General features: G+C 39.6%; 12 protein-coding genes. All 12 read right to left on the bottom strand.

From position 1 onward, the window contains the following. Window positions 1-197 precede the first annotated feature (197 nt). The 12 genes from ACOZIR_RS03905 to asd all read right to left on the bottom strand — a co-directional run bounded on the left by ACOZIR_RS03905 (window position 198) and on the right by asd (window position 14,991). A complete protein-coding gene (locus tag ACOZIR_RS03905; protein WP_013084750.1) occupies window positions 198-1,157 on the bottom strand; it encodes an ABC transporter permease in 960 nt (319 codons plus the stop codon). Continuing rightward, window positions 1,154-2,215 (bottom strand): ABC transporter permease, encoded by a 1,062-nt coding sequence (locus ACOZIR_RS03900; RefSeq protein ID WP_014458483.1) that lies wholly within the window; start codon window positions 2,213-2,215, stop codon window positions 1,154-1,156. Before ACOZIR_RS03900 ends, ACOZIR_RS03905 begins: the two co-directional genes overlap by 4 nt. After that, on the bottom strand, window positions 2,212-3,741 hold the full coding sequence (locus ACOZIR_RS03895) for an ABC transporter ATP-binding protein (RefSeq protein ID WP_340141722.1): 1,530 nt from the start codon (window positions 3,739-3,741) through the stop codon (window positions 2,212-2,214). The genes ACOZIR_RS03900 and ACOZIR_RS03895 overlap by 4 nt, the downstream gene beginning before the upstream one ends. 119 nt (window positions 3,742-3,860) lie before the next feature. Next, window positions 3,861-4,949 carry a BMP family lipoprotein gene (locus tag ACOZIR_RS03890; protein WP_045290067.1) on the bottom strand — a complete coding sequence of 363 codons (1,089 nt, stop codon included), beginning with the start codon at window positions 4,947-4,949 and terminating at the stop codon, window positions 3,861-3,863. A 133-nt stretch (window positions 4,950-5,082) separates the two neighbouring features. Next, window positions 5,083-5,808 (bottom strand): GntR family transcriptional regulator, encoded by a 726-nt coding sequence (locus tag ACOZIR_RS03885; RefSeq protein ID WP_028411389.1) that lies wholly within the window; start codon window positions 5,806-5,808, stop codon window positions 5,083-5,085. 497 nt (window positions 5,809-6,305) lie between these two features. After that, window positions 6,306-8,663: an FtsK/SpoIIIE family DNA translocase gene (locus tag ACOZIR_RS03880; protein WP_328120169.1), complete on the bottom strand. Its 2,358-nt coding sequence runs from the start codon at window positions 8,661-8,663 to the stop codon at window positions 6,306-6,308. A gap of 138 nt (window positions 8,664-8,801) precedes the next feature. Continuing rightward, entirely contained in the window at window positions 8,802-9,011 is a 210-nt protein-coding gene (locus ACOZIR_RS03875) for a YlzJ-like family protein (protein WP_028411391.1), read from the bottom strand. Further along, complete coding sequence (locus ACOZIR_RS03870) at window positions 9,008-9,760, bottom strand: ClpP family protease (protein WP_013058820.1); 753 nt, start codon at window positions 9,758-9,760, stop codon at window positions 9,008-9,010. Before ACOZIR_RS03870 ends, ACOZIR_RS03875 begins: the two co-directional genes overlap by 4 nt. Before the next feature lie 105 nt (window positions 9,761-9,865). After that, on the bottom strand, window positions 9,866-11,533 hold the full coding sequence (locus tag ACOZIR_RS03865) for a ribonuclease J (RefSeq protein WP_328120168.1): 1,668 nt from the start codon (window positions 11,531-11,533) through the stop codon (window positions 9,866-9,868). Window positions 11,534-11,727: 194 nt separating this feature from the next. After that, complete coding sequence (gene dapA / locus ACOZIR_RS03860; protein WP_013058822.1) at window positions 11,728-12,600, bottom strand: 4-hydroxy-tetrahydrodipicolinate synthase; 873 nt, start codon at window positions 12,598-12,600, stop codon at window positions 11,728-11,730. Window positions 12,601-12,675: 75 nt separating this feature from the next. After that, entirely contained in the window at window positions 12,676-13,908 is a 1,233-nt protein-coding gene (gene dapG, locus ACOZIR_RS03855; RefSeq protein WP_045290074.1) for an aspartate kinase, read from the bottom strand. Window positions 13,909-13,947: 39 nt separating this feature from the next. Further along, window positions 13,948-14,991, bottom strand: coding sequence for an aspartate-semialdehyde dehydrogenase (gene asd / locus ACOZIR_RS03850; RefSeq protein WP_328120167.1), 1,044 nt, complete (start codon window positions 14,989-14,991; stop codon window positions 13,948-13,950). Between the last annotated feature and the right edge of the window lie 188 nt (window positions 14,992-15,179).

Below are 15,179 nucleotides of genomic sequence, written 5' to 3'. Positions count from 1 at the left end.
AACGCTAATTTTAGTCTTATAACCACTATATCGAATTCAAGGAAACATTTTCAAGTAACTTGCCGCGCGCTTCCTCATTTCTTTTCATATTCTTTCTCTCAATGAAAAAAAGGCGGAGAAAAGAATATGATTTCTTTGTCTCCACCTTCTATATTTATCCAACTTTAGTCATTGTTAGACCTCGTATAGAGGATTTATTAGCGGCGGCCTTTTTCATAAGGAACGCCCAGCGCTTTAGGAGCCTCAGCACGTCCTACAAAACCAGTAAGCGCTAAGATTGTTAATACGTACGGTGCAATGGTTAAAAGAACGGATGGGATATCTTGAATAACCGGAATCTGAGCTCCCGTGATACTCAAAGACTGTGCTAATCCGAAAAACATGGCTGCACCTAAAGCACCAATAGGATGCCACTTCCCAAAAATCATAGCTGCAATAGCAAGGAACCCTTGTCCAGCAATCGTTCCCGCTGCAAAGTTTGTAGCGATAGACGTAGCATACACCGCTCCGCCGATTCCAGCGAACATGCCGGAAATCATAACGCCAACGTAACGCATTCTCACAACTTTGATCCCCATCGTGTCTGCTGCCATTGGGTGTTCACCAACTGAACGAAGACGGAGACCAAACGGCGTTTTATAAATGATGTACCATACAGCAAAAGCTAGCGCAATTGCAATATAAGACGTAATAGGAACATTCGAAAATAGAATTTTACCGATTACTGGAATGTCTGATAGACCTGGAATACTTACTTTATCGATACGGAATTGGATAAAATCTGTTTGTCCTTTCCCAAAAATCTTTTTGATTAAAAAGATCGAAAGACCCGCAGCTAGAAAATTCAGCGCTACACCACTTACAGTTTGATCTGCTTTTAATGTAATACTTGCAACAGCATGAATCAGCGAGAACACAGCGCAAACAACAGCCGCAATTACTATCGCTACCCACGGGGCCCAAGCACCTAATGAATCCTGAAGTAAAAGGGTTGAAACAATACCTGTGAACGCGCCAAACATCATCAGCCCTTCTAACCCGATGTTCACGACCCCGGAACGTTCACTAAATATCCCTCCGAGCGCGGTAAAGATAAGCGGTGCAGCTGAATAAAGCGCCGCTGGAATAATAATGGCTAACACCTCTAAGAAGTTCATTTTGCTCCCCCCTTGCCTGCACGGCCAAGCACCCAGCGAATTAAATAACTAGATGCAACAAAAAAGATAATAAGCGCAATGACAATTTGAATTAATTCCGACGGTACGCCTGTCATAAAGTTCATTTGAGGAGCCGCAGTTTGCAATCCTCCGAAAAAGAATGAAGCTAATAAAATTCCAATTGCGCTGTTAGCTCCTAAAAGGGCTACGGCGATACCGTCAAACCCCGTACCTGTAAACGCAGTGAATGTGCCCATATACTGAAATGTTCCAAGCCCTTCCATTGCCCCGGCAAGCCCGGCAAAAGCGCCTGAAATCGCCATGGATAACACAATATTTCGGCCTACATTCATTCCTGCATACTGTGAAGCATGCTGATTAAAACCAACAGCTCTTAGCTCGAAGCCCTTAGCTGTTTTATTCAAAATAAACCACATTACGACGGCTGCAGCGATGGTAATAAGAATACCGTAATGAAGGCGGGAGTTATTGGTTAACTGTGCTAGAAAGCTTGATGCTAAAGATGCCGATTCTTTAATATCATACGATTTTTCATTACCCGCATATAAATACGTACGGATTAAGCTGCTCGTTGTATAAAGAGCAATATAGTTCATCATAATGGAAACAATTACTTCATGAACATGAAATTTTGCTTTTAAAAATCCTGGAATAAACGCCCAAACTGCTCCAGCTGCAGCTGCTGCTAATACAGCTAAAGGAATATGAATGACTGCTGGTAAATCAAACGCATACCCAACCCATACGGAAGCCAACCATCCAACTAAAAGCTGGCCTTCTACTCCAATGTTAAAGAGACCGGTTTTATAAGCAAACGCAACCGCAATACCAGCCAGAGCAAGAGGAGTCATGGCACGAATCGTTTCTCCAATGGCTTTTGGCGTTCCAAACATCCCGTCAAAAAGAGATTGATAGCCAAGCATTGGATCATAGCCGCCTAGTAACATAATAACCGCTCCGGCAATGAGTCCTAATATGGCCGATACAACAGGGATCAAAATCATCATTACACGTTCATTTTTCACAAGTTTATTCATGCTGTTCCACCCGCTTTCTCACGCGTACCGCCTGCCATTAATAAACCTAACTCTTGTTCATTCGTTTCTTTTGGATCTACAATGTCGACTATTTCCCCTTCATAAATAACCGCAATGCGATCGCTTAGATTCATCACTTCATCTAGTTCTAGCGAAACGAGCAGCACTGCCCGTCCTTTATCTCGTTCTTCAATCAGTTTCTTATGAATAAATTCAATAGCTCCTACGTCCAGTCCCCTCGTTGGCTGAGCTGCAATTAATAGTTCCGGACTGCGGTCTACTTCACGGGCAATAATGGCTTTTTGCTGATTTCCGCCCGATAGCGATCGCGCTTGCGTATATTCACTAGGCGTTCGTACATCATATTCTGCAATTAGTTCTTTTGCTTTTTTATACAGCTCTTTGTAATTCAAAATACCTGATTTAGACATTGGCTTTTGATAATACGTTTGAAGACCGATATTTTCACCAATTGTATAATCTAATACCAGTCCGTGCTTATGGCGATCCTGCGGAATATGTCCTACTCCAGACTCCGTAATTTTACGAGTGGATAACGTAGACAGTTCTTGATTTTTTAATGTGATCGAGCCCGACTTTATTTTTCTCAGACCCGTAATTGCCTCAATCAGCTCTGTTTGACCATTCCCATCAACACCCGCGATGCCTACAATTTCGCCTGCCCGAACGCTTAGATCAAGTGAACTTACAGCCTCTACTCCTCGGCTGTCTTCTACTACTAATTCTTTTATTGTTAACACAGCTTCTCTTGGAGTCGCTGTTTTCTTTTCAGTTTTAAAATGAACTTCTCTCCCTACCATTAAAGCAGCAAGTTCATCAGGGTTCGTCTCTTTTACGTTTACCGTGCCAACTCCCACGCCTTTTCGGATAATTGTACAGCGGTCGCACACTGACATAATTTCTTTTAATTTATGCGTAATTAAAATAATCGACTTTCCTTCTTGAATTAATTTTTTCATAATTTGAATTAATTCCGTAATTTCCTGAGGTGTTAAGGCGGCAGTAGGTTCATCAAAAATAAGAATGTCGGCTCCTCTGTAAAGCGTCTTTAAAATTTCCACTCGCTGTTGCATGCCAACTGAGATATCTTGAATCTTCGCATATGGATCTACCGATAGTCCATATTGATTTGAAAGCTCTTGAATATCTTGAGCTGCTTTTTTAATATTGATTTTCCCCGTTCGCGTCGGTTCGTTCCCAAGAATAATATTTTCTGTGACTGTAAAGTTTTGAACAAGCATAAAATGCTGATGAACCATCCCAATCCCTAAGTCATTCGCTACGTTAGGGTCCGTGATTTTGACTTCTTGGTCGTTTACACGAATCTGCCCTTTTTCAGGCTGATAAAGCCCAAATAAAACGTTCATCAGCGTTGACTTACCTGCACCATTTTCTCCTAACAAAGCATGAATTTCTCCCTTTTTCACTTGGAGTGTAATATTGTCATTAGCAACAATACCGGGAAACTCTTTGCGAATATCTAGCATTTCAATAACATATTCCACTGCTTTCACTCCCTATTCCTGCCTGCTACAGGATTCTGTCTTCCGTTTTTTGGCTATGAAAAAGGCTAGTTTTCACTAGCCTTTTATCCTCATATAATCATTGCTTAACAGATATCAGCTTATTTTTTAAGCGTTTTTTCAAACTCTTTAAATTCTTTATCCGTTTGAGGCACTGTAATGTCACCGTCTAGAATTTTTTGCTTATACTCATCAACTGCTTTTAACGCATCTTTGCTTACATTATCTTGTGATGGAGCAATTCCCACTCCGTCTTCTTTTAAGCCAAACACAACTTCTTTACCACCTGGGAATTTGTCGTCCATTGCTTTTTTTGCAACATCTTCTACAGCCAAGTCAACGCGTTTAACCATCGAAGTTAACGTTACGTTTTCAGGCATACCTTCTTCATGCTGATCGCGGTCAACTCCAATTACCCAAACTTTTTTGTCTTTACCGCCTTTTGAACGATTTTTAGCTTCTGTAAATACGCCGTTTCCAGTACCGCCAGCCGCTTGATAAATAATATCAGCGCCTTTGCTGTAAATGGTAGAAGCGATAGCTGAGCCTTTTTCTGGAGAGTTAAAACTTTCCGCGTATTGAGAGATAACTTCAGCATCTGGGTTTACAGATTTAACACCTGCTTTAAATCCGTTTTCAAACTTCTTGATTAATGGCGATTCAACGCCTCCGATAAAGCCGATTTTGTTCGTTTTCGTTTGTTTCGCTGCCACTACACCTACTAAGAAAGAGCCCTGCTCTTCTTTAAATAGAATGCTCGCCACGTTATCTAATTTTGCTGACTTTAGCGTATCGTCTACCAATGCAAAGTCAGCATCTGGATACTGCTTTGCTGCTTTTTTAATATCTTCTTTTAACAAAAAGCCAATTCCATACGTCAAGTTGTAGCCACTCTCAGCAAATTTGGAAAGGTTGCTCTCGTATTCAGATGCTTTTGTAGACTGCAAATATTTATATCCAGTCCCTTCATCAAGTCCGTTGTCTTTCCCAAACTTTGTCAGACCTTCCCAAGCAGATTGGTTAAACGATTTATCATCTACCCCGCCCGTATCTGTTACCATTCCCACTTTAAAATCCGCTGCTTTTTTATCTCCGCCGCTCTTATCTGCGTCATCTGAGCTACACGCGCTTAAAAGTGTTCCTGCCGCTAATACTAGTGATAATGCAAGTCCCGTTTTACGTTTTAACATGTTTTAACCCCCTGAATAGTTTTAAAAGTATAAAGCCAATTTTCTATTTCGTCCTTGTGACCTACATTTGACACCTCCTTAAAAGGACAATGTTAAATAGTTGTAAATTTTCTGACATTTAACCATAAAAAAACTAGACGCGTTTACGCAGTACTTGGAAACTAAATTGATCTGCTTTAAAATAATTGATGGAATATAAAATGGGTTCATCATACTGGTCATAATGCATTTGTTTCAGCACAAGCAAAGCGGTTTCTGGCTCGCATTGTAAAATAGGCGAAACTTTTTCATGATAGCCTAGAGGCTCAATGTTTGCCACGGCGTATGAAATGTGCTTTCCTGCTTGTTTTTCAAGAATTTCTAGTAAAGACTCCTGTTTATATTCGAAATTTTCAGGCAATATTTTTTGAGGAACCTTGTCCATGCAATATACAACCGGCTCTCCGTTTGCCGTTCTCACCCGTTCAACAAATAAAATCTGTTCGTCTTCTCCGCAAGCAAAACGTGTTAAATCATTTTCAGACAACTCTTGTATTTGAGAAGATAAGAAGATTGTTCCGGCCTTCATACCGGCTTGTTCAATCATATGTGTTATACTATTTAATTGCTCAATCCCCGACAAAAAAGTAGGCTTCGTGTTGACAAATGTTCCCACGCCGTGTCTGCGAACAATAATATTCTCTTCTTCTAATATGCGAAGTGCCTCACGTAGCGTTGCGCGGCTGACCCCTAGCTGCTTTGATAAATCAAACTCTGAAGGGAGTCTTTCCTTTTCTTTAAAAATTCCTTTTTCTATATTTTGTTTAATTTTATCAATCACTTGTAAATACAAGTGCCGATTATCCGCACGTATAGACATCACTCTTCCTCCATATTAAAAAGTCATCAGACCTCTGATGTTCGACTACTTAATCGAAAATAATATATCATTTTTCGACAGATAAATAAATAGGTTATATTAATTTTTTGTTAAAATTTTTAATGTTTTTTTAAAAAAATGAATTTTTGTTATTTTTTAATGTCAGCATACCTAACAACCTGCTTTTCTTCTAATATTAGATAAAAACCAAACATTTTAGTCATTAAATTTTTTAATATTCGTTTTTATTTCATTTATTTAGCATGACATATTTTTGTATAATACTATTCTTACCGTCTCTTCTTCCATAAAAAAATGAGGTTGAGACATAACTAAATGAATCCAACCTAAAGACGAACAAATGGGATACATGAGCTGAACTGCTTGCGACACCATAACAAAAAAACGAACCGCTAATCAAACTTTTTGATTAATGGTTCGTTTTTCACTTCAGCTAAAATAATTTTATCCCAGCCTCATCTTTTCTAGTAACATTATTAAGATCCAACATCTTCATTTTGCTGAGAAATCAGCACCGAACGCGGCTTGCTTCCTTCATAAGGTCCCACCACTCCACGCTCTTCCATCGCATCGATTAAGCGTGCAGCCCGGTTATAGCCAATTCGAAAGCGTCGCTGCAGCATAGAAACAGAAGCTGTTTGCATTTCTGCCACAAGCTGAACCGCTTCGTCATATAGCTCATCTGCAAAATCATCGACTTGTTCAGGGGCATCTGTTGGAATCATTTCTTCTTGATACTGTGCTTTTTGCTGTGCAATTACAAAATCAACAATCTCTTCTACTTCTTCATCTGATAAAAAGGCACCTTGCACACGCACAGGTTTTGAAGCTCCAACAGGCATAAACAGCATATCTCCTCTTCCTAGAAGCTTCTCAGCTCCTCCCATATCTAAGATCGTACGAGAGTCAGTTTGTGAAGATACGCTAAAAGCAATTCGGGAAGGAATGTTTGCTTTAATAACTCCAGTAATAACATCTACTGATGGTCGCTGTGTAGCAATAATCAAATGAATGCCGGCAGCACGAGCCATTTGAGCAAGACGTGTGATCGAATCTTCGACGTCAGATGAAGCAACCATCATCAAGTCAGCCAACTCATCGACGATCACCACAATATAAGGAAGAGTCGGCTGTTTTGCATCGGCGTCTCCATCATCATTCATACGTTTTACTAAATCGTTATATCCTTCAATGTTTCTCGTTCCGCTGTGTGAGAACAACTCATAACGTCGCTCCATTTCACTTACAACTTTCTTTAATGCTTGAGAAGCTTTTTTCGGATCTGTTACGACAGGAGCCAATAAATGCGGAATACCATTGTACATATTCAGCTCAACCATTTTAGGGTCAATCATCATTAATTTTACTTCATGAGGCTTTGTTCTCATTAAAATACTAATAATAATACCGTTGATACACACACTTTTTCCGCTTCCTGTTGCCCCTGCTACAAGCATATGAGGCATTTTATTAAGCTCTGCTAGCACAGCTTCTCCTGAAATATCTCTTCCTAAACCAACTAATAGCTTTTTATCCGGTCGGTTATTTTCAGTTGCTTCAAGTACTTCTCTAAGTGAAACCATCGCTACTTCTTCGTTCGGCACTTCAATTCCTACCGCTGATTTCCCCGGAATTGGAGCTTCAATCCGAATATCTTTGGCAGCTAATGCAAGTGCTAGATCATCACTTAAATTGACAATCTTACTTACTTTGACTCCTACATCAGGATATACTTCATACTTTGTAACAGCTGGCCCAAGGTGAACTTTTGCCACTTTTGCTTTTACGCCGAAACTTTGAAACGTTTTTTCAAGTTTTTCGGCATTTTTATAAATGTTTTTATGCTCTTTTGCCTGGTTACTTTTCTTTGGCATCGTTAATAGCTTGATAGGAGGCAGCTCATACTCTTTATTTTCCGTTTCAGTAAATGTAATCATAGGAGCTTTTTCTTCTTCCTGTTCCTTTTGCGGCCTTGGCTGTTGCGGTGCAGCAGCTAAGGGCTTCGATTCCATAACCGGCGGCACCGGAGCTATAGGAGCAGCAGGAGATTGACTAGACTCTTCCTCTCCATAATCAAAGTGTTCAATAATTGGAGGCGAAGGTGCTTCTACTTCTATTTCCACGCTTTCTTCAGGTTCTTGAACAACTTTTTCTTGGCGTCTCTTTTTTGTTGTTTTAGGGGCTTTTTTCTTTTTATGCTTCCACGTCTGAATATCTTGCCAGCCTTCTTTTAACTCCGTTGTTAAAAAATTCACTAGAGGTGACAGAAGTTTTAATACCGTTTCGTGAAGCGAACGTCCGGTAATGAGCAGTACCCCAATCACAATAAGCAAGGCAGCGATAAGTTCTGTTCCTAAGCTATCAAACAGATAGTAGAACATGGCAAACATAATAGCCCCTATCATTCCTCCACCTAAATCACTGTGATTCGATTGGCCCGTTGCTTCGAGCATATACAAATCCCACGTATTCATAATGACAGATGGATCTGTAAAGGTTCCGTTTTTCGATAAATTTTCAAATAACGTCACGTGACTAAACAGTAAGATAGATAAAATAATGAGATATGTACCGATAAGCTGCCGCGTCACTAAAGGAGGCATTTCTCTTTTCCAAATAATATAAACAGATAGAATAATCATTCCGATTAAACACAGCATATACCACTCGCCAATAAATAAGCGGACCACTAGTACAAGAGCCTGTCCTACAGCACCGAGTCCTGCCATGGCAATTAACGTTAACGCTAATAAAAATAAGCCAATAAGCTCAAAGCGCAATATGCGTTTCCATTCATCCTTTTTTATTTGACCTCTTCGTTTTTTCTTTGCCATTTTTCCACTCCAATCAACGTCCAACACCCTATGTTGATTTTGTTTCTTTTATCAGTTGAATAAAAAAGCAGCCAATACAGCGGCTGCCTTCTTCGTCATATTCATTATACCATATTCACCATAATTATACTGAAATCCTTACGACAAAATTTGACCAGGATAATAATTTTCATTCAAATAATCTTGAGGATTCGTGCTTAAAACCCTCACAATTTGCTGTTGTTTTTGTTCATTTTCTTCGACGATAACCGGGATTCCATTATGGTTGATAAGCTTTGGCTGAGATTGTTCTTGATGATAAGACTGCTGAAAAATCAGTTCTTGCGGCATCATTGTATATAAAATCATTGCAGCAGCTGCTCCTCATTCTGACGTCCTTGCTCAATCAGTTCATTCAATTTTTTGATTGCTTGAGCAACTCCGCCTACTTCGTTAATTAACCCGTATGAAACAGCATCTCCGCCAACTACATTTGTTCCGATATCACGCGTTAAGTTCCCTTTTGAAAACATAAGTTCTTTAAACTTTTCTTCTGAAATATGAGAATGTTCTCTTACAAAGTTAATTACGCGCTCTTGCATTTTATCTAAGTATTCAAAGGTTTGCGGTACACCAATAACAAGACCCGTTAAGCGAATAGGATGAATGGTCATGGTCGCTGTACCGGCAATATACGAATAATCAGTTGAAACCGCAATTGGAACACCGATTGAATGTCCGCCTCCTAACACAATAGATACAGAAGGCTTGGATAACGAAGCAATCATTTCAGCAATAGCAAGACCCGCTTCTACATCTCCACCTACTGTATTCAAAATAATAAGCAATCCTTCAATTTTTGGATTTTGTTCGATCGCCACAATTTGCGGGATGACATGCTCATATTTTGTCGTTTTATTTTGAGGAGGCAGCTGCATGTGCCCTTCGATTTGTCCTACAATCGTTAAACAGTGAATATTAGAATCCTGGGGAAGCTGAGCCACGTTGGTCTGTCCTAATTGTTGAATTTTATCTAATATTCCGCCCTTGCTTTCTTCATTTTTATTAGGCTGCTGAGGCGCTTCATCAGAATGTAATCTTTCGTTATTTTCAAACATATTCTAGCTCCTTTCACTTATTGATAGTAGTAGTATGAACTTCTCATAGTTATTACATCCGCATCAGCTGCAAATAAAAAGCCTTCCCAGCGGGAAGGCTTCACATTAGATCTCCATGATAATCGGTAAAATCATCGGTTTACGACGGGTTTTTTCATATAAAAATTGATTTAAACTTTCTCTCATTTTTAATTTTAATGAAGACCACTCGATCACTTTGTCTTCCATACACTTTTCTAAAATTTGCTGAACAATCTTCGTTGCTTCTTCTAAAAGCTTTTCTGATTCTCTTACATAGACGAATCCGCGGGAGATGATTTCTGGCCCCGCTACTACTGTTTTATGGCGTTTATTAATCGTAACTACTACCGTTAAGATTCCGTCCTGTGACAGCAGCCTGCGATCTCTCAGAACGATATTTCCAATATCACCGACGCCTAGTCCATCAATGAGCGTATTTCCCGCTTGAATAGAACCGCTAGGGTACATGCGAGCATCTTTAAACTCAACTCGCTCACCTTTTTCAAGCAAACAAATATGATCTTCTGATATTCCTAATTGACCGGCCAGCTTTGCATAAGCTTTTTGTTTTCGATACTCTCCATTCACAGGCATGACATATTTCGGCTTTGTTAAGTTAATCATAAATTTTAATTCTTCTTGACTGCCGTGTCCGGAAGCCTGGACTTTTTTCTGAGCAAATACTACGCTTGCTCCTAAACGAAAGATGACGTCAATTGTTTTTGAAAAGGTCGTTTCGTGCCCCGCCATAGGTGTAGCAGCCAGCAGGACCGTGTCATCTTGTTTAATTTGAATAAATTTATGGGACTGTTTAGCCATTCGAGTAAGACCTGAAATCGGCTCTCCGTGATGACCTGTTGTTAAAATAACCGTTTCATGTTCTGAAAGATCTTTTAGCTTTTGCACAGGAACAATTAAATCCTCAGGCAGCTGCAAATGTCCAAGTTTTGCTGCAATATCAATGATTTTCAGCATACTTTTTTCCATAACAACTAACTTACGGCCATGCTGATATGCGGCATAAATGATTTGCTGAATACGGTGCAGATTGGAACTGTATGCAGCAACAATGATTCGACCTTTGCTTTTATAAAAAGCGTCGGTAATATTTTGTCCGATGACGGCTTCGGAAACAGTATAGCCTGGCTTATCCGCATTTGTACTGTCTGAAAGCAAACACAGGACGCCTTTTTCCCCAATGGCAGCCATTTTTCCAATATCAGCGCTTTGAATGCTGACTGAATTTTGATCAAATTTAAAATCACCTGTATATACAATTGCACCTTGATTTGTTTGTAAACAAATGCCGACTGAATCTTGTATGCTGTGCTGCGTTCTAAAAAATGAAATATCCACTCCTTCAAACGATAAAACCGTTGACGAAGTGATAGGATGTAAAGCTTCATATTTTTTAATTCCATACTCTTTTAACTTTTCTTTGATAAGTGCTAGCGTTAATTCTGTACCATATACCGGCACGTCCAATTTTTGAAGTATAAAGGGAATAGCGCCAATTTGCTCTTCGTGTCCATGAGTAACAAATATGCCTTTTACGTTCTGCTGATTTTCTACTAAATATGTAATGTCAGGAATAACAATATCAATTCCTAACATTTCTCCCCCCGGAAACTTTGATCCTGCATCTAACACATATATGTTTTCATTGATTTCCACCACATACATGTTTTTTCCAAGTTCTCCGACTCCACCCAAGGCTGAAATTTTAATATTTTCTGTCTTTTCTAGTACCATAAGTTCCTCCTACTTACTTTCACCCGTACAATTTCATTTGCTTACATTATAACTGAAGTAAGAATTGGAATACAAGAAATTTCATTCGTCTATTTCCATCATCTGCTCTTCTATTATCTTATAAGAAAAAAACGTCTCTTCACCGACTCGTATATACGGTCAATGAAGAGACGTTTAAAAAACATACTTATAGCTTATAGCGTATTTAATGTGCTGACTAACGTTTGGCGTTCTTCTTCCGTTAACGGAACTAGAGGTAATCGTACCGATCCTACGTCTAACCCTTTTAGCTGTAAAGCTGTTTTAACAGGCGTTGGACTTGGAGCCGCAAAAAGAGATTTCATCACAGGTACAATACGCTGATGAATTTTTGCTGCTTCTTTCGGATTTCCTGACTCATATAACTTAACCATCTCTTGCATTTCATTTCCAATAACGTGAGAGGCAACAGAAATAATGCCAGTTCCTCCAATTGCCAATACCGGCAGTGTTAAGCCATCATCACCGCTGTATAAAGCAAAATCATCGCTTGTTTGTGCGATAATAGCTGTCATCGCGTCAAGGTCTCCGCTTGCATCTTTTAACGCTACAACATTTGGCAGTTCAGCTAGGCGTACAATTGTATCAACAGACATATTGATCACGGATCGCCCTGGAATATTGTATAACATGACAGGCAGCTCTGTACTTTCAGCAATTGTTTTAAAGTGCTGATATAAGCCTTCCTGATTTGGCTTGTTGTAATAAGGTGCTACAATCATAATCGCATCTACGCCGATTTCTTCTGCCTTTTTCGTTAATTCAATTGATGCATACGTATTGTTGCTTCCTGTACCTGCAACAACAGGTACGCGGCCATCTACTACCTTTACTGAGTGGCGGAACAGCGCCAGCTTTTCTTCTGTTGAAAGCGTAGGAGATTCACCCGTTGTTCCGGCAATAACCAACGCATCCGAACCGTTGCTAATTAAATAGTTAATAAGCTGCGTTGTTTTTTCAAAATCAATGTTTCCTTTATGATCAAAAGGCGTTACCATCGCTGTTGCGACTTTCCCAAAATCAATCATGTTTTCACTCCTTGAAATTGCATTATCCCTATTCATATAATGAACCGTTAGCTTATAGCTAACGGAACATGTAGTTTATCTCTTTTGCGGTGCTTTTGACAAGTCAAAGGCACCATGAAGAGCATTAACAGCTTTCTTTAAATCCTCTTCTTTTACAAGCACCCAAATCGTTGTATGGCTGTCAGCAGATTGTAAAATCTGAATACCTTCGCCAGAAAGGGCTGTAACAATTTTAGATGTAACACCAGGCACCCCTGCAATTCCTGCTCCAACAGTTGACACTTTAGCGCAGTTGCGAATAACAGCCGGCTCATACCCTAGCGTATGAAGCACATCAATTGCTTTGTCAGTTGCTTCATCTGTTACCGTATAGACAACACCCTTCGGTGAAATATTGATAAAATCTACGCTGATTTTTTCTTGTGCCATTGCTTTGAATACTTCTGCTTGCGTATCATAATGGCCTTCTTTACTAAAAACTTTAATTTGAGTGACGTTGGATACGTGTGCAATGCCTGTTACAAGGCGTTCTTGCACATCGCTTCCACGCTGCTGTGCTTCACCTTGAGATGTAACGAGCGTACCTTCTGAATCAGCATATGTGGAACGGACGCGCATCGGTACTTTTGCTTGCATGGCAATCTCTACGGCACGTGGGTGAACTACTTTTGCACCTTGATAAGCCATGTTGCATATTTCGTTATATGTGACAACCGATAGCGGTCTTGCATCTTCTACAATACGCGGGTCAGCCGTCATCACGCCTTCTACATCCGTAAAAATATCAATGTAATCAGCCATAAGGGCCGCACCTAAAGCTGAAGCAGATGTATCGCTGCCTCCGCGTCCAAGCGTTGTTGTATCACCTTCAGTAGTTGCCCCTTGAAATCCTGTTACAACAACGACATCATATTCTTCTAATTCTTTTAACAAACGGTCGCATTTCATTTCTAGTATCTTGGCATTGGTAAAATCATTATTCGTCACAAATCCAGCCTGTGCACCGTTTAATGCTGTAGCTTTAATGCCATTTTCGTTTAATAAATTCGTAAACACAACCGATGAAATTAATTCTCCGCATGCCATAAGCATATCAAGCTCACGTTTATTAAGAGACGCTTTATTTCCATCAACAAGTGAAAGCAATGTATCCGTTGCATACGGCTCACCTTTTCGTCCCATTGCCGATACAACAACGACTACTTTGTAACCTTCACTTAATGCATTGTTTAAATGATAGATTGCTCTCGCTCTTCCTTCTTCGTTACGAACGGAAGTTCCTCCAAATTTTTGGACGATTATTTTCATACTTACACCTCATCATGTTCCGAGACACTCTGGTTGCGCTTATTTTACTAAGCTAAGCTTAATAAGTGATTCTGCAATTTGTACAGAATTCCAAGCTGCACCTTTTAACAAGTTATCAGAAACGATCCACATATGGAAACCGTTATCGCGATCTAAATCTTTACGAATACGGCCGACAAACACATCTCGTTTACCTACACAATCTGCTGGCATTGGATATACTTGATTTTCTGGATCATCTTGCAATACGATACCAGGTGCATCAGCCAATAAATTTTTCACATCAGCTACCGTTACACCGTCTTTTTCAATTTCAATGTACACTGACTCTGAATGACCTGTTACAACCGGTAGACGAACACAAGTAGCAGCTACTGGCAATTCAGGCATGCTCATAATTTTCTTCGTTTCATTAATCATTTTCATTTCTTCAAATGTAAAACCGTTATCTTGAAATTTATCAATTTGCGGAATGGCATTAAAAGCAATTTGATAATGTTTTTTATCTCCACCAACCGGTAAAATTTCCGGTGTAAACTCTTTTTCTTCTAAAATAGCTTTAGCTTGTTCTTTTAATTCATTAATTGCAGCAGCGCCTGCTCCAGAAACGGCTTGATACGTTGATACTAGCACTTTAGATAAACCGTATGTTTCGCGTAATGGCTGTAATGCTGCTACCATTTGAATTGTAGAGCAGTTTGGATTAGCAATGATTCCTTTATGTGCGTGTAATGCGTCTTCATTCACTTCCGGCACAACTAACGGGACATTTTCATCCATTCGATAAGCGCTTGTGTTGTCTACAACGATTGCTCCGCGTTTTACTGCCTCTGGTGCAAGTGCTTTTGAAATGCTCCCGCCTGCACTGAATAAAGCAATGTCTACGCCTTCAAAGCTATCAGGAGTTGCTTCTTGCACAACAACTTCTTCTCCGTTAAACAACACTTTTTTACCAGCTGAACGAGCTGAAGATAATAACGTTAATTTACCAACTGGAAAATTACGCTCCTGTAGGGTTTTAATCATTTGTTGTCCTACTGCACCTGTTGCTCCTACTACTGCTACATGTAATTCTCTTGTCATTTTAATACCGCCTCCAACAATTTTCAACTACTCAACATTTATCTGCATATACTGACTATTTTAACATATTATTATGCTTCATTGCGTCAAAGAAGAGAAGATTTTTAAAATCTTCTCTTCTTTGAGATTGAGAGTTCTCTTACAGCCGCAGTATTGAATAGATTCATGCAGCAGCAAGAGGCATATAT

The organism is Priestia sp. D3YE.R1 (assembly GCF_049199565.1).
Lineage (GTDB): Bacteria > Bacillota > Bacilli > Bacillales > Bacillaceae_H > Priestia > Priestia aryabhattai.
The sequence above is the reverse complement of the archived record's forward strand: the minus strand, read 5'-3'. Positions and strand labels throughout refer to the sequence as shown.

Coding starts and splice junctions, on each gene's coding strand:
- ACOZIR_RS03905 (WP_013084750.1), bottom strand. CDS start 1,157: ATGAACTTCTTAGAGGTGTTAGCCATTATTATTCCAGCGGCGCTTTAT.
- ACOZIR_RS03900 (WP_014458483.1), bottom strand. CDS start 2,215: ATGAATAAACTTGTGAAAAATGAACGTGTAATGATGATTTTGATCCCT.
- ACOZIR_RS03890 (WP_045290067.1), bottom strand. CDS start 4,949: ATGTTAAAACGTAAAACGGGACTTGCATTATCACTAGTATTAGCGGCA.
- ACOZIR_RS03885 (WP_028411389.1), bottom strand. CDS start 5,808: ATGTCTATACGTGCGGATAATCGGCACTTGTATTTACAAGTGATTGAT.
- ACOZIR_RS03880 (WP_328120169.1), bottom strand. CDS start 8,663: ATGGCAAAGAAAAAACGAAGAGGTCAAATAAAAAAGGATGAATGGAAA.
- ACOZIR_RS03875 (WP_028411391.1), bottom strand. CDS start 9,011: ATGATTTTATATACAATGATGCCGCAAGAACTGATTTTTCAGCAGTCT.
- ACOZIR_RS03870 (WP_013058820.1), bottom strand. CDS start 9,760: ATGTTTGAAAATAACGAAAGATTACATTCTGATGAAGCGCCTCAGCAG.
- ACOZIR_RS03865 (WP_328120168.1), bottom strand. CDS start 11,533: ATGGTACTAGAAAAGACAGAAAATATTAAAATTTCAGCCTTGGGTGGA.
- dapA (WP_013058822.1), bottom strand. CDS start 12,600: ATGATTGATTTTGGGAAAGTCGCAACAGCGATGGTAACGCCTTTTGAT.
- dapG (WP_045290074.1), bottom strand. CDS start 13,908: ATGAAAATAATCGTCCAAAAATTTGGAGGAACTTCCGTTCGTAACGAA.
- asd (WP_328120167.1), bottom strand. CDS start 14,991: ATGACAAGAGAATTACATGTAGCAGTAGTAGGAGCAACAGGTGCAGTA.